Annotated in this window: 24 protein-coding genes; 1 reads left to right on the forward strand and 23 read right to left on the reverse strand. The window is 45.7% G+C overall.

Features of this window, described 5'->3' with window-relative positions; all coding sequences use genetic code 11:
* Positions 1–83 precede the first annotated feature (83 nt).
* From ESE_RS12535 to ESE_RS0104435, 4 genes are all read right to left on the reverse strand, one after another.
* Positions 84–1,061, reverse strand: coding sequence for an NlpC/P60 family protein (locus tag ESE_RS12535; protein WP_010371873.1), 978 nt, complete (start codon positions 1,059–1,061; stop codon positions 84–86).
* A gap of 131 nt (positions 1,062–1,192) precedes the next feature.
* Positions 1,193–2,245 carry an acyltransferase family protein gene (locus ESE_RS0104425; RefSeq protein WP_157725483.1) on the reverse strand — a complete coding sequence of 351 codons (1,053 nt, stop codon included), beginning with the start codon at positions 2,243–2,245 and terminating at the stop codon, positions 1,193–1,195.
* A 59-nt stretch (positions 2,246–2,304) separates the two neighbouring features.
* On the reverse strand, positions 2,305–2,532 hold the full coding sequence (locus ESE_RS0104430) for a YneF family protein (protein ID WP_010371877.1): 228 nt from the start codon (positions 2,530–2,532) through the stop codon (positions 2,305–2,307).
* A gap of 91 nt (positions 2,533–2,623) precedes the next feature.
* Positions 2,624–2,878 carry a DUF896 domain-containing protein gene (locus tag ESE_RS0104435; RefSeq protein ID WP_010371879.1) on the reverse strand — a complete coding sequence of 85 codons (255 nt, stop codon included), beginning with the start codon at positions 2,876–2,878 and terminating at the stop codon, positions 2,624–2,626.
* A 116-nt stretch (positions 2,879–2,994) separates the two neighbouring features.
* On the opposite strand from ESE_RS0104435, the gene lexA reads away from it, so the two are divergent.
* Positions 2,995–3,627: a transcriptional repressor LexA gene (gene lexA, locus ESE_RS0104440; protein ID WP_010371881.1), complete on the forward strand. Its 633-nt coding sequence runs from the start codon at positions 2,995–2,997 to the stop codon at positions 3,625–3,627.
* A gap of 53 nt (positions 3,628–3,680) precedes the next feature.
* Here the strand turns inward: lexA and ESE_RS0104445 are convergent, their stop codons facing one another.
* The 19 genes from ESE_RS0104445 to ESE_RS0104535 form a co-directional block, all read right to left on the reverse strand.
* Positions 3,681–5,669 carry an LTA synthase family protein gene (locus ESE_RS0104445; RefSeq protein ID WP_010371884.1) on the reverse strand — a complete coding sequence of 663 codons (1,989 nt, stop codon included), beginning with the start codon at positions 5,667–5,669 and terminating at the stop codon, positions 3,681–3,683.
* Between the two features lie 125 nt (positions 5,670–5,794).
* Entirely contained in the window at positions 5,795–6,811 is a 1,017-nt protein-coding gene (locus tag ESE_RS0104450) for a hypothetical protein (protein ID WP_010371887.1), read from the reverse strand.
* A gap of 53 nt (positions 6,812–6,864) precedes the next feature.
* Positions 6,865–7,380 (reverse strand): adenine phosphoribosyltransferase, encoded by a 516-nt coding sequence (locus tag ESE_RS0104455; RefSeq protein ID WP_029237453.1) that lies wholly within the window; start codon positions 7,378–7,380, stop codon positions 6,865–6,867.
* A 4-nt stretch (positions 7,381–7,384) separates the two neighbouring features.
* The gene (recJ, locus tag ESE_RS0104460) at positions 7,385–9,691 is read right to left on the reverse strand and encodes a single-stranded-DNA-specific exonuclease RecJ (RefSeq protein ID WP_010371895.1); all 2,307 of its coding nucleotides are present in this window, start codon (positions 9,689–9,691) and stop codon (positions 7,385–7,387) included.
* Positions 9,692–9,707: 16 nt separating this feature from the next.
* A complete protein-coding gene (gene rnz / locus ESE_RS0104465) occupies positions 9,708–10,691 on the reverse strand; it encodes a ribonuclease Z (protein ID WP_010371898.1) in 984 nt (327 codons plus the stop codon).
* A 114-nt stretch (positions 10,692–10,805) separates the two neighbouring features.
* Positions 10,806–11,534 carry a hypothetical protein gene (locus ESE_RS0104470; RefSeq protein ID WP_010371901.1) on the reverse strand — a complete coding sequence of 243 codons (729 nt, stop codon included), beginning with the start codon at positions 11,532–11,534 and terminating at the stop codon, positions 10,806–10,808.
* A gap of 13 nt (positions 11,535–11,547) precedes the next feature.
* Positions 11,548–11,820 carry a hypothetical protein gene (locus tag ESE_RS0104475; protein WP_010371904.1) on the reverse strand — a complete coding sequence of 91 codons (273 nt, stop codon included), beginning with the start codon at positions 11,818–11,820 and terminating at the stop codon, positions 11,548–11,550.
* 92 nt (positions 11,821–11,912) lie between these two features.
* Positions 11,913–12,824, reverse strand: a complete 912-nt coding sequence (locus ESE_RS0104480; protein WP_010371907.1) for a DnaJ C-terminal domain-containing protein — start codon at positions 12,822–12,824, stop codon at positions 11,913–11,915.
* A 116-nt stretch (positions 12,825–12,940) separates the two neighbouring features.
* Positions 12,941–14,770, reverse strand: coding sequence for a molecular chaperone DnaK (dnaK, locus tag ESE_RS0104485; RefSeq protein WP_010371910.1), 1,830 nt, complete (start codon positions 14,768–14,770; stop codon positions 12,941–12,943).
* 56 nt (positions 14,771–14,826) lie between these two features.
* On the reverse strand, positions 14,827–15,369 hold the full coding sequence (gene grpE, locus ESE_RS0104490; protein ID WP_010371913.1) for a nucleotide exchange factor GrpE: 543 nt from the start codon (positions 15,367–15,369) through the stop codon (positions 14,827–14,829).
* Between the two features lie 15 nt (positions 15,370–15,384).
* Positions 15,385–16,410, reverse strand: coding sequence for a heat-inducible transcriptional repressor HrcA (gene hrcA / locus ESE_RS0104495; protein WP_010371916.1), 1,026 nt, complete (start codon positions 16,408–16,410; stop codon positions 15,385–15,387).
* Between the two features lie 194 nt (positions 16,411–16,604).
* Complete coding sequence (locus ESE_RS11855; RefSeq protein ID WP_010371918.1) at positions 16,605–17,558, reverse strand: aggregation-promoting factor C-terminal-like domain-containing protein; 954 nt, start codon at positions 17,556–17,558, stop codon at positions 16,605–16,607.
* A gap of 275 nt (positions 17,559–17,833) precedes the next feature.
* Positions 17,834–18,472 (reverse strand): DUF421 domain-containing protein, encoded by a 639-nt coding sequence (locus ESE_RS0104505; protein WP_010371920.1) that lies wholly within the window; start codon positions 18,470–18,472, stop codon positions 17,834–17,836.
* On the reverse strand, positions 18,472–18,918 hold the full coding sequence (locus tag ESE_RS0104510; protein WP_010371923.1) for a DUF3290 family protein: 447 nt from the start codon (positions 18,916–18,918) through the stop codon (positions 18,472–18,474). The genes ESE_RS0104505 and ESE_RS0104510 overlap by 1 nt, the downstream gene beginning before the upstream one ends.
* 118 nt (positions 18,919–19,036) lie before the next feature.
* Positions 19,037–20,971 (reverse strand): SGNH/GDSL hydrolase family protein, encoded by a 1,935-nt coding sequence (locus ESE_RS11860; protein WP_010371925.1) that lies wholly within the window; start codon positions 20,969–20,971, stop codon positions 19,037–19,039.
* A 155-nt stretch (positions 20,972–21,126) separates the two neighbouring features.
* Positions 21,127–22,020, reverse strand: coding sequence for a glycosyltransferase family 2 protein (locus ESE_RS0104520; protein WP_010371927.1), 894 nt, complete (start codon positions 22,018–22,020; stop codon positions 21,127–21,129).
* An 8-nt stretch (positions 22,021–22,028) separates the two neighbouring features.
* Positions 22,029–22,928 carry a glycosyltransferase family 2 protein gene (locus ESE_RS0104525; RefSeq protein WP_010371929.1) on the reverse strand — a complete coding sequence of 300 codons (900 nt, stop codon included), beginning with the start codon at positions 22,926–22,928 and terminating at the stop codon, positions 22,029–22,031.
* Between the two features lie 95 nt (positions 22,929–23,023).
* Complete coding sequence (locus ESE_RS0104530; RefSeq protein ID WP_010371931.1) at positions 23,024–24,805, reverse strand: hypothetical protein; 1,782 nt, start codon at positions 24,803–24,805, stop codon at positions 23,024–23,026.
* A gap of 10 nt (positions 24,806–24,815) precedes the next feature.
* Positions 24,816–25,745, reverse strand: a complete 930-nt coding sequence (locus ESE_RS0104535; RefSeq protein WP_010371934.1) for a glycosyltransferase family 2 protein — start codon at positions 25,743–25,745, stop codon at positions 24,816–24,818.
* Between the last annotated feature and the right edge of the window lie 62 nt (positions 25,746–25,807).

Here is a 25,807-nt window from a genome sequence, read left to right on the forward strand (position 1 = left end):
AGTCGCTCACAAACCTAAAATCAAAAGTCCTGCTCAAAACAAAAACACAACTCAGCAAAGTGAGTTGTGTTTATCTGTCGTTATTAAATTGTGTGGTATGCCAAAGGCGCATCCCAAATATCGTGAACGCCAGTTGTCATACCTGGTTGTGGCGCATCAATCATCTTACCATTACCAATGTACATACCAACGTGGTACTCACCACCAACTGAACCCCAGAACAACAAGTCCCCTGGTTGCGCTTGTGACAATGGCTTTGGTTGTGAGCCATGTGCACGCAAGTATGCTGCCTGTTCGTAAGTTGTGCGACCCAAATCAGTCAAATGCGCGTGTTGACGCACCAATCGAATGAAACCTGAGCAGTCAACACCATATTGCGTTGCACCACCCCACATGTAAGGAATTCCCAACCAGTGGTTTGCTTCTTCAATCATTCGCGTGCCAGCATCACTATCACGCAGGAAGAACGTCCCATCATTACCAAAGTAATACGACTTACCATCAATGACACGTGTGCCTTCTACTGCACGACCAACGTTATCAACGTAGTACTTCATCCCCCAAGCAGTCTTCCACTTGTTTTGCTCGCGCACCCCATTTTCAAACCAGTAGTAGGTTCCCATATAGAAACGGAATCCCGTAAATTGTTGCCCGTTTTCGTACCACTTCCAGCCTTGGCCTGCATCCGTGTAACCAGATGTCTTACCACGCAGGAAGAATGTGCCATTATCACCGAAATTGTAGGCCGTGCCATCAATAACGTAGTTGCCCTGTACTGCACGACCCTCATTGTCCGTGTAGTACTTCATGCCCCAAGCTTCACGCCAACCAGAATCCTGACGCACCCCATCGATGAACCAGTAATACGTACCCATGTAGAAACGGAATCCCGTATACTTTTGGCCATTTTCAAGCCAACGCCATCCTTCGTTTGTACTAACGTAACCCGTTTGGCCAGCTGCTGAAGCTGAGTGATCAGCTTCCATCCCCATCGCAAACGTGAAACTGGCAATAACTGACGCGATAAACGCCAATGCCTTTTTCCCTTTAAACAATGTCATATTTAACATTACCCCTGTCTTTGATGTTTTTAGAGTAACAACCCAATATGACATCTCTATTACAACGGGCTTCTTAATATTTTATTAATCTATTACAACGTGAAATAATGCACATCATTTTCACGCTTTAGTCAAAAACGCATTGGCCAGCGTCGGTCTGTGAATATTTTTCGAACAATCGGTAAGCCAAGGGCCACATAAGCCATCACAATAACCGGTGCCGTGTTCAGCAACACCATTAATACCCATGCGATTGGTCGGCCGTACCATTGCACCCAAAGGCCAACCGTCGGGCCATAAACAATTTTACCAAGAATCAAAATGGCAAAGGCGTGCAGAAACAATACCACCGCCGAATTTTGGCCAACCCAGGCAATCCCATCACCCATTTGCCAAAGGCCACGTTCAATTAACTGTGCCACACCGGCCAGTGCAAAAATGCTACCAAATGCCCCTAACAACATCTGCCAAATCGGCCCTGTGAACGTCCCTGATACGAGATAAAAAGTTCCTACCTGAGATGCCCAGTACCACACTGCCAAACCAGCCACAAACATCGTGACCATGCCGTAAAATGGCCACGGTTGCTTCATCCAACGTTGTGCCAGATATCCGCCAAGTAGGAACACTTGACTCAAGAGCACCGCATTCAATGACCACGGTGTAACCGCCGGTGCTAACAAACCTAAACCAAACAACCCCAAGCTGATGACAACTAACGTGATTATTCGCCAGTGGTCTGGTAGTTTGGCAACAAGAGCCTGCACACAACTAAAGACAATCGTTGCCAGGCCAAGTGCAACAAAAAACCACACCGCTCCCAGTGACATCATCCCCGCTGGCATCGTACTATTATTACCACCTGCCCATAAGGCGCCAAGTAGCGTGCCCGTTAATGACCAACTGGCATGACCAAATTTTACTGCTGGCCATTCGTAGGCTAAAATCAGCAACGCGAACACAATATACAATAAAATCAAGGTATTAAAATTGGTTTTGATGCGTTCGCCGAGTGGCTTGGGTCGATACAACAGACCACTAAAGAAAAAGAAAATCGGTAAATTACCTAAAAACAAAAAATTCTGACCCGCTTGAAATGCCGGTTCCGAGCCGGACACATGGCCAATAATCACCATTAACATTGCTAAACCACGCGCAATGTCGATCCATTTATATCTCATCATTTTCCCCATCAATTACAAAAAAGGACCGAACCATCTTGTTCAGTCCTTTTTAACAAGCCTTACTTCTTTGCAGAAGATTGGGCCTTCATTTGTGCCATCATTTGGTTCAAACGCTTTTGTGAAGGCTTTTGTCCCATTGATGTCATCATTGACTTCATCATCTCTTCTGAGATAGGTGGGTTGTTCTTCAAGTACGTTTGCATTGAGCGACGTGCCAAGAAGAATCCAGCAACTGCACCCAAAACAGCAGCAAGGATGACAATCAAAATCCATATACTAGTATTCATCATATTACTCCATCATTATAATTCATATATTATTGTAGCGAACATTCGCCGTTTTGACTAGGTTATCCCGCGTTTCTTCGCGAAAACTTCATTAGTTGTCACGCAAACCCTTTTCGCGTTGGATATCCTTCACCTTATCTGGCGTCACTTCATTACCGTCATCATCGAATACTTGGAGCATTTCAACTTGTGAACGGAACGCAGCTCGGAAGTTCTCAAGGAATTCAGCCCGCAAATCCGCGCGTTCTGCAATTTCGTCATCTGTCAAACCTTCTGGCGTCTTTGCCTTAGCTGCTAATTCATTAATACGTGTGCGCACGGCCAACATGCGATCTGTTTCTGCCATATCAGTCACCACCTCATTTTTTATCGTTACTCTATTCTACCATGAAACAATGTCCAACATTCACAACTCGCCGAATTACTGTAGAATAGAAGCAGATATTTTACAAGGAGGATAACATGACACAACCTGAGAGCAAGCAACTCGCAATTTTGCGGTTTGTCTACGAAAAGCAACTTGAAAAAGGTTATCCACCTACTGTCCGCGAAATCGGTGAAGGCGTTGGCTTATCATCTTCGTCAACTGTCCACGGCCATTTGAACCGATTGCAGAAAAAAGGGTTGTTACACAAGGATCCTGATAAGCCACGTGCAATAGAAGTCACCCCCGCTGGTGTTGAAGCCCTCGGTGTCACAACTCGCAACCAAAACATGATGCCGGTATTAGATGAGCACGAAGCCATTCCGGCCAGCAATGAAGATAGCGACTACATTGTTGATTACTTTCCAGTGCCCGAAAATCTCGTCCGCTTTGACGGTGATTTATTCATGCTACGCTTGCGTGGCAATGCCATGTTAAACATTGGCATGCTCGACGGTGACTTTGTCATTGTCCGCCGGCAAAACGATGCTGATAATGGTGATATTGTTGTGGCTCGTGATGAAGTTGGGCAAACCCATATTAAACGGCTGTTTCGTGAGGCCGATGCGTACCGACTCCAACCAGAGAATGATAATATGACCCCCATTATCGTCCGCGACCTAACCATCCTTGGCAAAGTCGTCGGCTTGTACCGGGATGCCATTTATTAATACGCTACAAAAGATAAAAACGTTCGACACGCAATTTGCGGTCGAACGTTTTTTTACTTCACTGCCAAGAACTGTTTACCAAGATAGTTCTTTCCGGCACTGAGGTCATATTGCACATATTTCAAGTCAGTTAACAACGCTTGTTGCTTCTTTGTTAGTTGTTTTTCCTTAATCGTCTTGCCTTGCTCATCTACAAACGTATTCCGTGTGTAATTGGCAAAAGCTGGCATCTGCTTAGTTATCGCCGTTTGCAAAGCAAAGTATGGTGAAACCTTGGTGTTCGTTGCCTCGAATGTCAACGCTGGAAAATCGCTTGGCGACGCGACTGCTCGTGTTGCCGCCGGTGTCTGCCCCGCCAATTTTTTAGCCGCTGGATTCTGATAAACGAAGTAATCCGTCTCGTGAGCTACCTTGGCAGCCGCTTGCGCATCCACAAATGTAAAGACACCTGGCCAGTGATCACCATACAGGACCATCGTAATTGGTCGTTCAGACGCATCTAACCGCTTAATCAATTTACCTAAGGCCACATCACTGCGATGAACCCCTTCTAAATAGCTCTCAATTTGCTTTTTCGTGCTTTTTGAGACCGCTGGGGTTTTTACCTTATAGTGATTATTAGGATACTCACCCGCTGTATAAGGCATGTGATTTTGCATTGTCATGAGTTGCAAGAACTGTGACTGGTTTGACTTCGCACTATCAATTTTAGAGGTCAAAAAACGATAGGCATTCGCATCGGTTGGATAATCACCATCCTTTGCAGCACCTTGATACTTCTCAGGATATGGCGTTTGCGTGTTGTCCGTCGTGTAGAAACCATCGATACCCATTTTTTTATACGCATTCGTACGGTTATACAAACTACCAACAAAGGGATGCAAAACATCTTTTTGCTGGAACACGTTAGTAACGTTTGGCACCGCCTTAGCGAATGGCACAACCTGCACATACGGCACCGACATCTCGGGCGCATACGTTGCCAACGGCATTCCCGTCAACGTCATATACTCAATGTTAGCTGTACCACCACCGTAGCCCGAGGACAACATTTTACCTGAGAACGTTGCTGTTGCCTTCACCTTGTCCATATTCTTTGACACATTTTTGCCACTATACGTCAACGACGGTACATCATTGGGATTTGCCAATGATTCACTTAATACATAAATGACCGTTTGACCAGCCAAATTAGCTTGCCGGTTTTTGTTCAATTCGGTGGCATAAGCGGCATACTTTTTTTGAATTTCTGCCATCTTGGCCTTTGAATAACCAGCTGGTTCGCGCATGATAACCGTCGAAACATTCGAAACAAAAGTCATTAGTGGCCCGTTCCATAAGGCGTCATCCCCTGAACTGTAGACAACTCGTTCATAATTAAACCGCTGTAACCATTCTTGATTTTCATCTGCAGTAGAGACAAATGGAATGGCAAGCACACCACCGGCTACTAACACAACAACGATTCGTGACCATGTTTGTTGAAACAGGGTTGCCATGACGCCTTGCGCAAAGTGCCCGGCTCGCCGTCGACGTAACCAAAACTCAAGCCAAATGGCGCCAACTAGTAAAATCAGTACGGCAATAATGGCACCAATTAACAAGCCACGGTCAACCATGCCTGACAAGCCGCCTGCCGCGCCTGCCTCAGACATATCACTGAACATAATTGGTTCGTTACGGGCCTTAACTTTCATAAACTCAGCCACAAACGCGACAATGGCAATAATGCCATACAAAGCAATGCTAAGAAACAAACGATTTAGCAACGCCATGATGAAACTATAAAGCAAGAACGTTTCAAATACCGAAAACCATGCTTGTGGTTTCCACATAAAATTCCATGTATAGCCAAGCGCCGTACCGAAGTCGGTTGTTTGATTGTAACGGCCCCATTCCTGAAAGTACATCGCAAACTGCAACATAAATGTCGTCAAGATGCTCAGTACCAGGCCAATCAAAATTAGGCGCATAAAATTATTGAGCGATATTGGTTGGATCACCCGTTTCAAAGGGGCCCAACCACTTCTTTTATTCGTCATATACTATCTCACGATCACTATTTCTCTCTATCACTAATGAATAAGTATACCGTATTAAAAAGACGGATTTTTAACAAATAGTTAACAGGTAAAACAAAAAGCAGACCATCCAGTCTGCTTTAAGATTAGTCTTCAAAATAGATTTGCCGAGCCCAATCAATGCGACGGGCGCCCCACGTTAGTAATCCCATCACAATTAATGTCACAACAATATTCAATAAAACATTTATCGTATGGTCAGTAGTAATCAAACTAATGTACCCGCCCATTTTAAATAGGCTCATCAAAATCGTCAAAATACTAATTTTTAAGATGACGGCATCCCCTAATTTCGCAAACCCTGTCGCAAATGCGGGTGTCCATTGGATTAGACGTTGCGCAAGATACACAATGGTCAAACTGCCCAGAACGGCACCAAGTGAGGTAAACACCCAGTGTGGTGCGGCTGCCATAATAACATCAAATGGCCCCGAGGTTGACACACCCGTCCAAACTAAGAAACCCGCCGCTGCCGTGGCGTGCCCAACCTGCCAGTCGCCCGCAACTCGAAGTTGCTTACCAAGCATCATCAATGGTTGCATCACTAATGCTCCTTCAATCGACCAAGGCATCTGAAACTGTGAACTCAGGTAATACCCTAACCAGGCTAGCAAAATTGTTACCACCCATTGATAGGCCACGTGTCCCGGTAGATATTGCACCACCTTAAACACGATTGTGGCAACAAACAAGGCCAAAGCAATCCAAATCATCCCCGTGCCCAGGACTTGCCAGTCGCCAACATGCGCGGTTGGCCAGCCATTACCGTATAAAAACGTTGTCACGCCGTCACGCATGGCAACGAACCGATATTGCATCCAATAAGTCCAATTAAATTTAATAATGACTTTACTGCCTAAAATAGTAATGGCTGCTGTAACAGCGAACGGCACAACATAATGTTTAATTCCCTTAAGTAACACTTCTCGCCACCGCAACCCCGTCGCCCAGTAGCCAGCCACCATAAATAAAACGGGTACATTCACGATTGTGAGCCACTGATAAAGTGGCTTTGCGGTTGTTTGATCAATCAGCTGTGCAACCACAATCATAATGATTGCAAATGCTGTTACCAATCGCGTTAGTTTTTGTTCTTTGGTCATAAAACTCCTCCAACTACAACAAAGGAGAAGCACAAAAGGCTTCTCCAGTTATGTTAGTAATTCATCAATGCCAAGATGTCGTATCCTTCAAGACGATCACGACCATGAAGGGCATCAAGTTCAATCAAGAAGGCCAAGCCAACGACTTCACCGCCCAAAGCTTCAACCAACTTAATTGTTGCGGCAATCGTACCACCAGTTGCCAACAAATCATCAGTGATAAGCACCTTATCACCTGGCTTAATGGCATCCTTGTGCAATTCCAAAGCTGCCTCACCGTATTCAAGCTTGTAACTTTCCTTAACGGTTTCGCGAGGTAACTTACCTGGCTTGCGTGCTGGTACCAAACCGATGCCCATTTCGTGGGCAACCGGTGCACCGACTAAGAATCCACGTGACTCAGGGCCAACGATAACGTTTACCCCGCGCGCTTGTGCGAATTCAGTAATTTGATGCGTTGCTTCTGCGTATGCCGCCCCATCCGCCAACAAAGGCGTGATGTCACGGAATGTAATTCCTTCTTCTGGGAAGTTCGGAATTGAGGCAACGTAATCATGCAAATCCAACATCTGCTTAGCTCTCCTGCTTACTTAAGTTCGTCAACAATGTTTCGAGTTCACTTGTCGAACTGTAAATCAACTGTTGTTCTAGTTCTCGCTGTGCCACGAAACGCTGATATGACGGCATTTCTTCCAAGACCACTTGTTGTGGCGCAGGCACGGCGTTTAAGACGCCATCAATAATTGTAACAAATTTTGCGTCTGAAAACACCTGCAATATTAAGGTTAACATATTTCTATCGATTTGTAAGTGCGAAACAATTGCATCATACTGCGTTCGCAACGAAACATCCGAAAATGATCGAGCAAATTTGTAAACTTTCGCGAAATCGGCCTTTGATGGCATCTTTTGTAAATACTTTGGTGACTTCGTGTAGAATATTGGGGCCAATCGACCTGCCGGCACGAATTTCAGCAAATCCGCTAACTGACTTAGCTCCTCCGGCATATCAACAAAGGCCATTGTCCCAACGCTCGTTCGATTAAAAGCATCCTCCCAGTAAATAGCTTCGCCGGGGGCCTGAATCGTCGGACCTAACTGTTCGTAGTGTTTTTTATTAAAGAAAATATAACTAGCCGGCTCCGCTAATGTTTGTCGCGTTAAGCGGGTTGTCCGCCAATCCAGCAGCGATGACCCCGCAGCTTCAATATCCGTTAGCATCATTTGATAGGTCACATCACCACGGAAACGATTCTCGCTCATCGTCCCCACAATTTTGATTGATTCAAAACGACCTGCTAAATCTTCGGCAAGCGATCCACGGCCAAACGCAATCACCGGCAACGAGCCCACTTGTGTGCTTGCCGTGAAACGGAGGTGCTTGCCTTCACTCATGGTTTTAACATTTTGCACCCCGTTCAACGCCACAGCAAACAGCGGCTCTGGATTACCTTCACCAAAGGGTGCTAAGACTTGCAGCTGTTCATAATTCTGCGCATTGAACTCTTTGGCCGTTACTTCGGCTGCAATGCGAATTTCTGGCAATCCTGCTTCCGCAAGGCCCTGTGCATCCGCTTCAGTCCGTAAAACGTCGCGAACGGCTTGCAAATTGGCTGTTGGAATTGTCATTCCCGCAGCACTGGCGTGACCACCAAATGCGGTTAACAAATCTCGGTGACCATCCAGACCGGCGAATAAGTCAAATGCCGGCACAGAACGGCCCGAGCCTTTCATCTGACCATCTTCGTCATTGAGCACGATTGCTGGCTTGCCTGTAGCCTCGACTACCTTGCTGGCAACAATGCCAAGAACACCTTCATGCCAACCGTGGCCAGCGATAACCAACACCGGGTCAGCCGCCAACGTTTGTGCCTGTGCTAACGCCTCATCAGAAATTGTTGCAACCAATTCCTGTCGTTCACGATTCAACGTTTCAATTTGACCAGCCAACGCACTCGCTTCCTCTGGATCATCGGCTAACAACAGCCGGACACCATCCGTTGCATCGGCTAAACGGCCGAGTGCATTTAAACGTGGTCCGATGGTAAAACCAATCGTCATTGAATCGATATCGGCTTGATTAGTGCCAGCAGTTTGTAGTAAGGCTGCTAAACCAGGGCGTGGATCTTCCTTGAGATTAGCCAAGCCCATTGCAACAATTGCCCGGTTTTCGTCAACCAATTCCATCACATCAGCGACCGCTCCCAAAGCGGCCAAATCCATCACTTCATCAGCTGGCTCTTCCAACAAAGCCGAGGCAACTTTAAAGGCCACGCCGGCACCAGATAAGCCACCAAATGGATATGCCCCATCTGGGTGACGTGGGTGAACCACCGCAACCGCCTCTGGTAACTCGGCAGGCATCTCGTGGTGATCAGTCACAATGACGTCGACCCCGTTATTCATTAACCAAGCGACTTCATCCCGTCCTGACACACCATTATCGACTGTAATCAATAATTGCATGCCTTCACCAGCTAAACGTTGATACTGCGCTAAATTAGGGCCGTAACCATCTTTAAAACGGTTAGGCACATAATAACTAACATCGGCGCCCATCAACTCCAAGGCCCATGTCATGATGGCGGTACTGGTAATGCCGTCCACATCATAGTCCCCGTACACGACAATCTTTTCACCATTGTCAATGGCCGTCATGATTCGTGTAATCGCAACATCCATATCATGTAATAAGAACGGGTCATATAAGCCTTCAACACCAGGACGCAAAAACGCATTAGCCGTTTCAATGGTATCATAGCCACGATTAACTAAAATTTTGGCAACCAATTCTGAAACACCAAAGGTCTCAGCGATTTCTTTGGCTGCCGCCTCGTTTGCAACGGCCGGGAAATCCCATTGATAGTGTGGTGAAATCATCTGTTTGCCTCCTTACTTACTGTTCGTCTTCATCTACCGGCGTCAATTTAACTGGTTTGCTATTGCTTTGCTCACCAAACGGCACCTCAAATACATCAAAATCGTTCACAACGCGGGTATTTTCAAAAATTGTCCGCGCTTGATAAGCGAGTTCATTCGCTGACTTACCGGCATAACGCGCTGAAATGTGCGTTAGCAATAAGCGACCCACGCCAGCATTTTCAGCGACTTCAGCCGCCTGAATGCTCGTTGAGTGGTAGTGATTACGCGCTTGTTTACCTTCACCTTTACCATAGGTTGATTCGTGCACGAGGACATCAGCCCCTGTCGCAAGCTCACCAGCATTTGGTGTCTTACGCGTATCACCTAAAATAACAACTGTCCGGCCTTTTTTAGCAGGGCCAATGACATCAGCACTCTTAATTTCACGGCCATCAGGCAATGTAATATCATTGCCACGCTTCAATTGTCCGTACAAGGGACCTTCTGGCACTTGCATCGCCCTTAAGCGTTCGACCAAAAGTTCACCGGCGTGATCATGTTCAACAACGCGATAACCAAATGACAAAATTTTGTGATCCAACGGTAAAGCTGTCACCGTAAATTTGTCAGTCCGCAGTACCTCACCACCTTCATTTGGTAGTTCGACAAACTTCAATGGATACGTTAAATGCGTTTGTGCCACGCGAAGACTCGTTTCCACGAATTGCTTAATCCCATGGGGACCATAAATCACCAATTCTTCTTCGCCGCCCTGAAATGAACGGGAAGACAACAAGCCTGGTAGTCCATAAATGTGATCACCGTGCAAGTGGGTGACAAAAATCTTATCCACCTTCCGTGGACGAATCGTTGATTGTAGCATTTGAATTTGCGTGCCTTCACCGGCATCAAACAACCAAACGGAATTAATTTCTTCTAGCAAGCGAAGCGCGATACTCGTTACATTACGAAAACGAGCTGGCACACCTGCACCAGTTCCTAGAAACTCGATTTGCATGATATTAGGAACTCCTTTTATCTATCTCTCAAACAAAAAACCGCCATAATGACGGTTTAAACTAACTATTAGTCTATCATTTTTTGCCGCATATTTATAGACCCACGCATTAAATCAGAAGGTGACCCGAAGCTTTGCAGATGGCCCGACCAAGATATTGCCATGACGATCCTTGACTGTTGCAAATTGCAAATCAATATCGTTTGTAGCACCCTTCGGAATGAAAACCGTCACGGTTGCATCAGTGTAACCCCCGGCTGGAATGCCAGCCACGCTCAACTTAGGGTCATTGACCAAACCGTTTAATTCAGACATCGTTGGCTTACCCTTAAACCCAATTGTTGTCACACCTGGCGTCACACCGAACGTTGTACTATCATTCGTAATCCGATAGGCAATGACCAGTGTTTCATACCCATTGGCTAATTTAGGTGTATTCAGAACACGCCGCGCATTTTGCAGGGCTTTTGTCGAGCGCGCAGTATTTTTGTAGCGGGCAATTCGAGTAACCTGATAAATAAAATTGTGATTTTGCAACGTTGCATTTACAGCGTTGTCTCCAACCAACTTTTCTGCAACCCCACTACTCGTGAGCCGATACTGACCGACTTGCGTCAAACGGCCATTTGCGACGAACTCCTTCGACTTCAAATCACTGGCAGTTGGCGTACCGGCCGATTTCTTTTTTCCTGTTGGCAAATCATGATTACTAGGTGTGTTCGCTTGTTCAGCAAACGTATGCGCTGGTTTTGTCACATTGCTGGTGTGATAAAAAAATATCACCACGCTCGCAAATACCAGTAACAAAATTGCGGTGATCAACCACCCTAAGCGTTTTTGCATTCTCATTTCTCCATCATCCAAGAACCAGGGCGTCGTCGACAATCCGGTATCCATACACCGGATGTAGCGTGAAATCATCATCACGCACCACTATCTGCAATGAATCAGGAGTCTGCATAATCACCTCCGCCAATTCTGCTTGATAGGCCACGTCCGTTGTCATGACTAGCAAATCCCCATCACGCCCAAGTAAGCGAACTGGTTGCACCTGGTCATCTAGTCGCACCGCCAACAAACGATTCGTTGGCATGCCAGATGTCGCTGCTTTAAAATCTGCTAATAGCATGTCTTGCTCTCCATTGGTAATTTCTTACCGTTAATCTTACCACACAAAAAAGGTGACTAACCTTAAGATTAGCCACCTGATTAATGGTCGGTTTAACCGAAGAAGCCCTTCTTGTGCTCACCAGTCATTGCTGCTTGGAATGCCTCAAGCGCCTTCTTTTGGTCCTTATTCAACTTCTTAGGCACATCAACGTAAATCGTAACGATGTGATCACCTTGGCCACCGCGCATAAATGGCGCTCCTTGGCCACGAAGACGGAAGTTTGCTTCAGTTGGCGTACCGGCGGGTACCTTCAACTTCTTCAAACCATTAACCGTCTTCACTTCAATTTCGCCACCCAAGACAGCTGTTGCATAATCGATTGGCACACGTGAGTAAATCGTGCCACCATCACGTTCAAAGCCATCCTTTGACGCTTCAACGCGGAAGACCACAAACAAATCTCCGTATGGGCCCCCGTTATAACCAGCCTCACCTTGGCCAGACAAGCGCATTTGTTGACCATTCTCGACACCCGCAGGCACCGTCACCTTCAACTCCTTGCTTTCTTGACCACCGTTATCCGTTGAACGCGTGTATGAAATCGTTGTCTCTTTACCAAAAACAGCCTCTTCAAACGTCAAGTTCATGCGGTATTGCAAGTCTTGCCCCTTGCGTGGACGATTAGGGTCTTGGAAGCCACCACCAAACATTTGACTGAAAATATCACCCAAATCAGAGAAGTCGCCGTATTGACCACCGCCGAAGCCACCAAAGCCGCCTTGGCCACCGAAGCCACCAGCTTGACCATCAGTCGCACCGTATTGATCATACATCGCACGCTTTTGCTCATCACCAAGGGTCTCGTACGCTTCTTGTACATCCTTGTATTTCTGCTCAGCACCCTCTTCGTGGTTCAAATCAGGGTGGTACTTCTTTGATAGCTTGCGGTAAGCCTTCTTAATCTCATCTTGTGAGGCGTTCTTATCCACGCCCAAACGTTCGTATAGCTCCGTATTATTCATGAGGCCAACCTCCATCTTTATCTCAATATGTATCACAAAGCGAGGCTCGCACCTCGCTTTGTGTCTAATCTGTAACTGGTAGGAAAATGCACAGACTAGGAATTTAATTTTTTAGATTACTTCTTGTCGTCAGAAACGTCTTCGAAGTCACCATCAACCGTGTTGTCATCACTTGATGAAGCACCGTCAGTAGCTTGCGCACCTTGATCAGGAGCAGCTTGTTGGTACAACTTAACAGCCAATTCTTGCGCAACCTTTTCCAAAGCTTCCTTCTTCGTCTTCATGTCGTCCAAATTGTCGGCTTCCTTAGCAGTCTTCAATTCAGCAACAGCGTCTTCAACTGGCTTCTTGTCCGTATCAGGCAACTTGTCGCCAACCTCTTCCAATGTCTTTTCTGATTGGAAAATCAATTGGTCAACATCGTTACGCAAGTCAACTTCTTCCTTACGCTTCTTGTCGGCCTCTTCGTTAGCCTTCGCGTCATTCATCATACGCTCAATTTCTTCGTCTGACAATGAACCAGAGCTTTGGATCGTAATCTTTTGCTCCTTGTTCGTTCCCAAATCCTTAGCAGAAACAGAAACGATACCGTTACGGTCGATGTCGAACTTAACTTCGATTTGTGGCACACCACGTGGTGCAGCAGGAATGTCAGTCAATTGGAAACGACCCAACGTCTTGTTATCAGCAGCCATTGAACGCTCACCTTGCAAAACGTGGATATCAACAGCGGGTTGGTTATCAGCGGCCGTTGAGAACACTTGTGACTTTGACGTAGGAATCGTCGTGTTGCGGTCGATCAACTTCGTGAACACACCACCCATCGTTTCGATACCCAATGACAATGGCGTCACATCAAGCAAAACCACGTCCTTAACGTCACCAGTAATCACACCACCTTGCACAGCGGCTCCCAAAGCAACCGCTTCGTCAGGGTTAATTGAGTGATCAGGCTCCTTGCCAGTCAAAGCCTTAACAGACTCTTGCACAGCAGGAATACGCGTTGAACCACCGTTCAAGATAACCTTGTCGATGTCGTTGATTGACAAACCAGCATCCTTCAAAGCTTGACGAACAGGCTCTTCCGCACGCTTTACCAAGTCAGCCGTCAATTGGTTGAATTGGGCACGCGTCAAAGTCGTTTGCAAGTGCAATGGACCAGCTTCGGTTGCCGTAATAAATGGCAAATCAATTTGCGCTTCAGTTGCTGATGACAACGTCTTCTTTGCCGTCTCTGCAGCATCCTTCAAACGTTGCAAGGCCAACTTGTCAGCCTTCAAATCAACCCCATTTTCAGCCTTGAAGTTATCGGCCAACCAGTCAATAACCTTTTGGTCAAAGTCGTCACCACCAAGGTGTGTGTCACCATTTGTTGACAAAACTTCGAAAACACCATCACCCAACTCAAGGATAGAAACGTCAAACGTTCCACCACCCAAGTCATAAACAAGGACCTTTTCGTCGTTCTCCAACTTGTCCAAACCGTATGCCAAAGCAGCGGCCGTTGGCTCGTTGATGATACGCTCAACTTCCAAGCCGGCAATCTTACCAGCATCCTTAGTTGCTTGACGTTGCGCATCGTTAAAGTAAGCAGGTACCGTGATAACAGCCTTATCAACCGTCTCACCAAGGTAATCTTCAGCGTACTTCTTGATGTATTGCAAGATAATGGCTGAAATTTCTTGTGGCGTGTAGTCCTTGCCATCAACCGTTACCTTGTAACCAGCTTCACCCATGTGTGACTTGATTGACAAAATCGTGTCAGGGTTTGTGATAGCTTGACGCTTAGCAGTATCACCGACTTGCGTCTCGCCGTTCTTAAATGAAACAGCTGATGGCGTCGTACGACCACCGTTTGGGTTAGTGATAACCTTTGGTTGGCCACCTTCCAAAACGGCAACAGCTGAGTTTGTTGTTCCCAAATCAATTCCAATGATCTTTGACATAATGTTTTTACCTCTTATTGATCAATTTTTATTTTTAATAGTAAGTGAATAGTTGTTTAGTTATAAACAGCTACCATCGCTGGACGAATCACACGGTCCGCCAAGACATAACCCTTTTGAAGAACCTGGGCAATCGTATCTGCCGGGTGATCCTCATCAGCCGGTACAGATTGGATTGCTTGGTGGAAGTTAGGATCAAATGGTTCACCTTCGGCCCCAACGGCCTTGATGTCATTATCTTCCAAGGCAGATGCCAATGTCTTATAGACCATTTCGACACCCGTCTTAATTTGCTTAGCCGCATCGTCGTCAGCTTCTACTTGCAACGCACGTTCCAAGTTATCCAAAGCAGGCAAAACTGACTTTGCCAACTTTTGGCTCGCGTACTTAACTGCTTGTGCTTGTTCCTTTGCAAAACGTGTTTGCATGTTTTGCATCTCGGCGTGGGCACGCAAGTACTTATCTTCCGCTTCTGCAACCTTAGCTTCCATCGCAACCATTGGGTCGATTTCGACCGCTTCGGTTGTTTCGGTGTCAACATCCGGTGTCTCAACCGTTTCTTCAACTTCTTCTTCAGGAGTCTGCTTATCTTCTGCCATGCTAACACCTCTTTTCTATCGGTAATATTCTAATAATTGTTGTGATAACGCGGTACGATATACATCAACTAATTCGACCATATCGGCGTACATCATCGATGTTGGACCTAGAATGGCAACTGCCCCTACACCATGTTGCGGTACACGATAGGTTGCTGATACCAAACTGTAAGGTGACAACAGGCTATTCCCATTCTCATCCCCAATTTGTACCATCACACCATCATTCGCGTTGCCAACGACGTGACGCATAGCGGTCGGTGCATCCAGTAATTGATACAATTGCTTAACTTCTTGCAAATTGGTATCAACCGTAAAGTCCATCAAATTCAAACGACCACCAACGAAAACCTTATCACGGATGGAGCGTGCCAACACATCACCAAACAGTTGCAAAAAAGCAACCGGCGTTCGAATTGTTCGCTCCATTTTCAATGGTAAATCGCCAGAAAGTGTTCGTAGAACATCAACAATTGGTTGGTTAACCAATGTTTGATTAATGTAACGCACCATGTCATCTAAGCCATGTACATCCATTCCCTCGGGTAGTCTAAAACTCTGACTCGTTACCTGTCCATCGTTCGTCACGATAATCGCCATAATTTGCTGGCCATCGACAGGCACCAACCGGAATCCCGACAATCGCGTGTCAACTGATTCCGGCTTCAATGCAATCACCGTGTAACCTGTTAGGTTTGCCATTTCAGTAACCATTTGTTGCACCAGATCATCAATTTGTTGGAAGTTACGGCTAAACACCCGTTCCAACGATTGGTGCACAGCTTCTGACAATTGACGTCGTCGCATTAGTTTATCGACATAATAACGATAACCCCGTTGCGATGGCACCCGGCCAGAAGATGTATGTTCTTTTTGTAGCAATCCTTGCTCTTCCAATGAGGCCATTTCATTTCGGACAGTAGCCGAACTAACTGCCAACCCCAATTGTTCAAGCAATGATTTTGATCCAACAGCTTTACCGGTTTTTGCGTAATCTTGAATTATCGCGGCTAGAATTAACCGCTGCCGTTCTGTTAACATACGCTATACCTCTCTTAGCACTCTCTATCACTTCGTGCTAACACATATTATAATACACACCATGCAAACGCTTGTCAACACTTTTAGCACTTTTAATTACAGAGTGCTAAAAACGATTGTGTACGCATCAAATACGACCTAGCAAAAAGGACTGAGCCATCAAATGACTCAGTCCTTTTAACTGTTTATATTTATTAGTACCAACCAATTGCTTGAATGTGATTCCAAGCACCTTGTGGGTTACCGTAACGATTAGCAATGTATGCCAAACCAACCTTGGCTTGCCCTTCAACTGACATGTCATAAATCCCCGTCGTTTGGAACAAGCCCACATATTGACCATTGCGTGCATTGACATTCCAACCTGATTCGTAGTTAATCAACAAATCAAGGTAGTATTGTTGCGTTGAATCCCAACCGTGCCAAGCTTGTGCAAAGCCCATCATTTGATCCTTAACAGAACCAGATGAAAGCTTAGTTACAACACCGTTTGCATCAGCTGAATAGTTTGCCCCATTAGCCGTGAACTTCGTGTTCTTACGCAAGAAGAACGTCCCATCATTACCGAAGAAGTATTGCTTGCCACCAATTGTTTGCAAGCCTTGCACAGCACGACCAACGTTATCAACGTAATACGTCATGCCCCAGGCATTCTCCCATGAATTTTGGATACGAGCCCCATTTTGGAACCAGTAATATGTGCCCATGTAGAATTGGAAACCTGTGTAACGGTAACCGTTTTGCATCCACAACCAACCTGATGGTGTTGCGACATAACCATTGGCCTTACCGCGTGAGAAGAACGTACCATTGTTACCAAAATCGTAGTTAACGCCGTTAATTTCGTTAACACCTTGCACAGCACGTCCATCAGCCCCAACGTAGTAGCTCATGCCCCAAGCACTCTCCCATGAGTTTTCTTGACGCACGCCATCTTGGAACCAGTAGTAAGATCCCATGTAGAAACGGAAACCTGTGTAGCGTTGGCCATTTTCAAACCAGTACCAGCCAGTACCATCGTTCAAATACCCTGAACCTTGCACCGTTGCGGCACTTGCCGTCGTCTCAAATTGTGTTGTGTTTGCGATTGCCAATCCGGCCATCGCTGCAGTTGTTGCCAATACTAATTTCGCTTTATTACTAATCATATCCGAATTTAAACCCCATTCTTGTAAACAGACTGTTCTGTATTCACGACGCATATCTGCGTCGGACTCGTTTTTACTAATTCGACTTTACTTAGTGTATCGAGTTATAGTGACAGCCGGTTAAAGTGAAAGTTTCAAATCCGCGCCTTTTATTACTTGTATGTTACAAACCAAACGAGCATTACAGAATTCCGGATTTTTTGGTGGGATTTTGTGACGATGCCAGGATATTTTCGCGAGAATAATGTCACTGGTTTTTCACAAGCCTAAATGGATTATTTTGCAAACGGATGCAAAACTACCTTACCGTGAATAAATTCGCCCAAATAAATATCTTCTACGCCACCCTTGGTTTGCTTCGCAACTTCTTCGCGTAACCAGTCGATGTCTTTATCCAAAACTTCTAATAGATCATAATTGGCTTGCCCATCCTGGATAAGTGGATACTTAATCGTTTCCTCGCCATATTTGATAATCGTCAGTTGGCCATTTTGCTCTAGAATTGCTCGACGTACTACCTGCACCTCATCAACGCCAGCGGCGCGTAGCTTAAACATTAGCTCACTAGCTGACAAGCCCACCCGCATCGTTGTGGCCACATCAACCTCACCGTTCTTAATGACCGTGACCGGCGCCCCATCAATCACCCGTTTGACCCAGTAATTGTGTTCTTTCAAGAACTTAAGCAGCAAGACTAAAAACGTCCAAACAATCAAGACTAAGACAAATTGCAGCGCCGTAATATCTGCATTATAAATAACACCACCAATAATGCCACCCAAGACATAATTTTGAACTTGGTCCATCGCTGAAATTGGTGCCAAGTTACCCTTACCCAAAATATTAATTTGGATAATCAAACCGATAATCCCAATTGCCAACTTCAAAGCAATCGTTGTATAACTTGTGTCCATCACTTCACCTCAACTACTGTATGCTCGTCTAATAAGTTCGTCTTTTCCAAGGTATAGTTCGATTGATCAGCACTCAAATTCACCCGATAGAACGTCTTCCCAGCTTTCACAATTAAATTATTGTTCAAATTGACACTGTTTACAGCCACTTGCGCTGGCTTCACATCCCGATTATGTGCCACGTGCTTTAATAACTTAACAACCTGTGCTTTTTGAGCCGACTGGCTTTTCACTTGGTTCATATCTTGATACTGCAGCCCAATGACAAACGCTACCAATAGTAGCATCATCACACTCAAATCCCGGTACTTCGATTTTAAATTATTGCGAAAATACAGCACCGCAAAAATTGCAAAAATAATTACCAATACGGCAATGACCACCGTCGTTGCCGTTTCCAACCACGAATGACGCTGTGTCAAGTAATCAATTGTATAAAATGTCATGCCTTCCTCCTATTCCTCTGTCATGTTACGCAAATTGTTGGCGGTATACAACCTGATTACCCCAAAAAATCCGCCAGGCAAGCTACCCAGCGGATTTTGCAATTCAAAATAGATTTAATTAACGTAGGAAGAATGTATGGTTCGTACCAAAGTTGTACGTCTTGCCATCAATCTTAACCTTGTTACCTTCAACAGAGCGGCCGTCGTTACCGACATAATACTTCAAGCCCCATTCTGAGACCCATTGATTATGTTGGCGCACACCGTTAATGAAGTAGTAGTAGGCACCCATGTACATACGGAAGCCTGTGTAGCGCTTACCATTTTCAATCCACAACCAGCCGTCTGGTGTTGACACATAACCGCTCGCCTTACCACGCAAGAAGAATGTGCCGTCGTGACTGAAGTTATAGTACGTCCCGTCGACATTATAACCGTCGCCTTGTACGGCACGACCTTCACTGTCAACATAGTACTTCAAGTTCCAGGCTGTCCGCCATTGGTTATTGATACGTGCACCCTTTTCGAACCAGTAGTATGTGCCCATGTAGAAGCGGAAGCCAGTGAAGACTTCACCGTTTTCATACCACAACCAGCCATTGCCGGCATCTTGGTAGCCTGAAAGCTTGCCACGTAGGAAGAACGTACCGTTGTTCCCAAAGTCATACGCGATACCGTCGATTAGGTGGTAGCCTTGGACTGAACGACCATCTGAGCCAACGTAGTACTTGTTACCCCATTGGCTGACCCACTTGTTTTCTTGGCGCACACCATTAATGAAGTAGTAGTAAGCACCATAGTATAAACGGAAGCCCGTGTATGGCTTACCATTTTCAAACCAGCGCCAACCTTGATCCGTGTTCAAGTAACCAGACTGCGTAAAGTTACGGGCATAGTACGTCTTGTTTGACCCAAAGTCGTACCACTTACCGTTGACCAACTTAATGCCCTCTTGCGTCGTACCATCAGTCGCGACGTAGTAGGTCTTACCACCGGCCGTTGCCAATTGGTTCTTACCCTTCAACAAACCATTGTTGCTTGGGTTAAAGAAGTATCCTTGGCCGTTAATGTTCTTAAAGCCACTGGCAAGCACACTGTTTGTCGCATACTCACGGTTACCGGACTCATCCGTTTGCCAACCGTTACTAATGAAATTCGTCTTTGAATCGTGTTCATTTTCAGCAAGGTTGCTGTTATCAGCCGTAGACACTTCAATCATCCATTGCGCCATCAAATCTGCCATCTTGGCATACGTATCTTGCGTTGGATGAACTTCGTGATCCCCCAGCGTTTGTTGTCGGTTAGCATCTGTAACAACCTGATAACCTGCTTGACGCCAGTCTAATACTGGAATACCAAAGCTTGTATAAACTTGCTTCAAAGCATCGGCCAACTGATTAAACGTGTAGCCTGCTTGACCCTTGACGTTCAAGTTATTACCACCCATGTATGATGGGATTGGCAAGACACCATAAATCACTAACTTTGGGTTCGCGGCACGCATCGTCCGAATATTCTTTTGTAAACGTTGTTGGACGTAACCAAGACTATTGTCGCTATAGTTTAAATCATTGACCCCGATTTCCAATACCAATGACTCAGCGTTCTTGAACTGCGGATCAGCCGTGACACGCTTCAAGTTATTGGTTAGGTCGTAAGTCTTATCACCAGGTCCGTTTTGGTTACCTGAAATTTGTGAGCCACTTGATGCGTAACCCGCATGCATTGACTCCGGCTTGATGATGTTTGCTAAGAGCGTTGGGTAGTTCTGTTTAACCACTTGGTTACCGTCCCACCCAACGGCCAGTGAGTCACCGACGACCCACACGTTTTGATAATTAAAATAATTGTTTTCTGATTGTTCTGGCGTTTCGACCGGCTGCGTGGTTGCGTTCGTCGCTGTGCGCTTTACCCCTTCAACCTTAGCCGTCGTTTGCGCCGATTCTTTTGGTTGTTGTACCACAGTTGCGGCGTGTGTTGAGCCAGCCGTCGCCCATAATCCAAAACCTAACACTGCTGAGGCCAGCATTAGGCGTGCTGTTGTTTTACTCATTGATTTGCACTCCTCCCAACAATTAACTATAGCAAACATTTGCCCGGATGGCATAAAAATTCCTGAACTTCAATTGAATATAAATATAATGGTAGCACTTTTGCGAAAGTTATAAAAAAATCGCAACGTTTGTAACAAACGTTGCGATATCTTAATTACTTATCCTTAGGGAATTCAATGGTTGGCTTAAACTTACGACCAGCCTTAATACCACTAATCATTGTATCAAATCGCTTCTTCTTGTGGTCTGTCCGTACAAAGATCAACCGGAGGAAGTCCCAAGCAATTTTACCGTTTCCACGCATGTGACGGAAGAAGTCACGCTTGCGCATCGTGTAAACACGATTACGGTACATGTTAAAGTACCAAGGTAAACGACGTTCAATATCGTTGGTAATATCATCTTCAGTATTTGAACGCATCTTGTGCGTGACAGAAGATGCTGGCACTAGATAACCTGGCGCAATCCGTCCGGCACGTTCCGTATACTCCAAATCGTCAATCCAAATAAAGAATTCTGTAATTGGCAAACCAATTTGGCGAACAATATCCCGTGAGAAAAATGATGACACGAATGTCGCATTTTCAATTCGAACAGGTTCTTTAAATTCTGTATTCAACGTCGTCTTATACGTCCCGTATTGACGTAGTACGTTACGAACCGACGGCTTGCCATCACTGAACATTACCTTTGAGGCCAAGAAGCCAAAATTAGGATTTTGTTCAGCAAATGCCGTCAACGGTTGCAAAGAATCTGGGTGCACCATCGTATCATCGTCCATTACCCAAACATAATCATCATCCGTTTGTTCATAAAAGTAACGAATTCCGGCGTTGAACCCACCAGCGCCACCAAGGTTCTCAGACATCCGCACATACGTGATGCTGTCGCCCAATGATTCTAAGTAATCTTGTGTATCTTGCTCAGATTTATTATCAATCACAATTAAGTGTGACAATTTTGGCTCAACGGCTTGCAAAGCGGCAATTGCCTCTTTTAACATTGGCAAGCGGTTGTAGGTCACAATCACTGCGCTTACTTTTGCCATAATATCTCTTATCCCTTCGCCTTGTTCTTAGCAAATTCTACCTTTGGCTTGAAGAACCAACCGGTCGTGACACCCTTAAGGACCATCTTCAAGCGGAGCATCTTCTTTGGTTGTCCGTTAAAGAAAATCATTGCTGCTTCATAGGCAATGCGAATGTGTGCACGCAAGAAGCGGACAAAACCACGATTGCGACTGAAGTACATCCGGTTACGGAAGGCGTAGAAGTAACGTGGTACACGATCAATTGAATCAAGCGATACATTTGACTCCACGTTTTGCGCCATCTTGTGAATAACACGTGATGTTGGCACCATGTAGCCTGGGTAAACACGCGCAGCACGCTCCGTATACTCAATATCATCACCCCAGATGAAGAATTCCTTCACTGGTAGGCCAATCTTATCCACGACTTCACGACTAAACATCACTGAAACGAACGTCGCATTACGCAACTGTTCCATTTCAGTCGCATCCAACGGAATCTTCTTAAAGCGGTCAATTGGGAATGGCAAGTTCATCTTGGCGCGTGAATTATCTGTCCAACGGACATCTGAAGACAAGAAGCCAAACTTGTTGTCAACCTTAGAGGCACTGCCAACAAGTTCTGTCAAAGCCGTTGGCGTTGGGACCGTATCATCGTCCATCAACCAAACGTAATCATCGACAGTTTCTTCCATGAAGTAACGAATACCCTTGTTAAAGCCACCCGCACCACCAATATTTTCTTCCAAACGCACATAACGGATTTGATCACCCAAACTCGTCAAGTACTCCTGGGTATCAGCATTACTCTTGTTATCCACAACAATAATGTTGTCCACCGGCGTTTCTGAGGCTTGCAAAGCTGCAATAACTTCCTTCAACATTGGCAGACGGTTGTACGTAACGACGACAGCGCTAACAGTCATATCAATCAGTCTCCAAACTAAAATTCATTCAATATCTTTTCATTGTATAAAAACACTCCTTTCAGTTTACCACATCCAGGAGTGTTTCATATATCTTATTCTTTCTCTTTATAAAATCTACGTAATTGGGCAACGACCGCACCAAAGGCTAAGAGGCCCCAGCTAATCGCGGCTACATACTGTGTGGTTGGCAACCAACCTGGCGTCTGATAACCCAGGATCAACGTGTTGCGACCAGCCTGCTGTTTAACAACGGGAGCCCCGATTCGACTCAGCTTAACATTATCTAGCATTTGACCATTTAATGATAGCGTCGTCTCCGCATACTTCACAACTGGTAAAGTAACGGTTGTCGCCCGCTTAGCTTGCCAAGTCAGGTGCAATTGGCCATCAACAACCGTGCGTTTCATTTTCGGCAAGCGATTTCCCACAATATCACGCAAATATGCTTGATCTAACCCATTCTTCGTATACCAATCTTTGCCAGTCAATGATGTTGCCGTTTTCTTTGAAATCGGTAAATAATCTGGGTAGTTTTGCGTGCCGTCTAACATCAAACGACTTAAGTCCGTGCGTCGCTCGTCGGCCACTAGTTGTTTTAGCGTCAACTTCGGCCTGGTGTACGCCGTTAAACCGACCACTGTTTTCAGATCCGACTGTGTCGCCATCTTATCAGTCATCGGCGTGAACAACATCCCCATCGCTAAGACGCCCGTCGCCAGTGTCGCCACCTGCATCCCTGAAGACGCCGCAATTGGCTGCTGTTGCAACCACAATAACAAGCCGAACACAATCAAAATCAAGCCCGGAATACCAAAACGAAGCGCAAATTGGAAAGTCGACAACCAGTTATCAGCATCTTTCATAATCATGCGCCATGGTAGTAATTGTGAGCCGGCTACAACAAGTAACACGCCACCCAGCAACGTCCACTGGGTCGTGAAATCCAATCGTGGTTGGCACTGGTTACGCAAAACCAAGGCGGCAACTGCAACGACAATCAAAACCATCGCAATTAACGATAGATTGTGACTCCCATCCCAAGTGAAGCCCAGCGTATCGGCCGGTATATCACCACGCAATTCAATAAACGGTCGCAACAAGCGGTTACTCATGTTCACATGCAAAAATGGCATCCAAACATTGACTGACAGCAGCAATGCCAAACCTGCCGCCAATAGCCCATTCAAGACCATGAACACTGGTCGCTTCGCCCGAAAGACCGCTGGCACTGCGAACCACACCAATACCAGGAGCATAAACAAAGTTGAGAGCATGTGCACTTGAATGCCCAATGCCATCACAGCGCCCATCTGCCATGGGTTAATCGGCCGATCCGGTTGCTGGAGCATCCGAATACCAATCCCTACAGCTAGCGCGATAAACATGGCGCCAACGCTCATAAAGGCTTGATTGGCAAACCAACTTAGGCCCGGTAAAGAGCCAACCATAATCATTGATCCAGCCACGCTATACAGGCGGCGTACGTGGGCCCAACGCAACGCCAGGTAACCAGCCAACAGGCCGCCAAATGCAATGATGAAATTAGACCAAAATTGCCAACGGACCCAACTACCTGCTAGCAATAGCAGTAGTCCATTTAGATAAGCGAACCACGGCCCGTAGACCGCATTTACAATCCGTCCTGATTGATTAAAGCCAAACAACGACACAAAGTAATTGAATTGGCCCGTTTTCAGTTGCATCGCCGCATCGTAGAACCGATGTAAGTGGAAAAACGCGTCCACGCCCAACACCATCCGGTTCTGATTTAAAATCGGCAATGCGAATAATAATGCAATAACGACAAAACCAAGCACTGCTTGGCCATCGCGATAAGCGCCAGTTTGTCGATATTGCGCAAACCTTCTTCTCATCGCTCTCTCCCTACTTTACTTTACGCGCAATATAAATTGGTCGCTTCTTAACTTCTAGATAAATACTTGAAATATAACGACCAACAATGCCCAAACTTAATAGTTGCACGCCACCAAGCGCTAACATGATGACAATCGTTGATGGCCAGCCAAAGACCGAGTTTTCTGGATGCACTAGCGCGCGTACAAACACGATAACCGCACCAATCAATGCCATCACAAAGGCAATCGTCCCCAGGACAGATACGAGGAGCAATGGTGCCTTCGAGAAATTCACAAAACCATCAATTGAATAACGGAACAAGCTCCAGAAATTCCATGATGTCGTGCCGGCTACACGATCCTTATTCTCATACTCTAAATACTTTTGCTTAAAACCAACCCATGAGAAGATGCCCTTCGAAAAGCGGTTATATTCTTGCATACTCAAAATCGCATCAACCATTTGACGGGTCATTACGCGGAAATCGCGTGCCCCTTCAACGATATGGGTGTCTGACACCATGTTAATAATCTTATAAAACAAGCTTGAAAACCAAGAACGAATCTTTGGTTCACCAGCGCGCGTTGTGCGGCGTGCGCCAACGGCATCCCATTCACCAGATGAGACGCCCGCCAACATTTCTGGCAGTAACTCGGGTGGATCTTGCAAATCCACATCCATAACCGCGACATAATCACCAGTCGCATGCTCCAAGCCAGCGTACAAGCCAGCTTCTTTACCAAAATTACGTGAAAATGACACCAAGTGCACATTTTCATCGCGCGCAATCAATGCTTCAACAGCGGCAACCGTCCCATCAGTTGAACCGTCATCGATGTACCAATATTCGATATCATATTCAGCAAAATTTTTGCGTTCAAGTTCAATCGCATCGTAGAAGATTGCTACTGTCTCTTCTTCGTTAAAAACCGGTACGATAATTGATAACTTAGACATATCTGTCCTCTTTCATATATTTAATCAGCCTGTTCCAGTATAGCAAAAAAGCACCCCTGATT

It is taken from the genome of Weissella cibaria KACC 11862, assembly GCF_000193635.1.
In the GTDB taxonomy this organism is placed as follows: domain Bacteria; phylum Bacillota; class Bacilli; order Lactobacillales; family Lactobacillaceae; genus Weissella; species Weissella cibaria.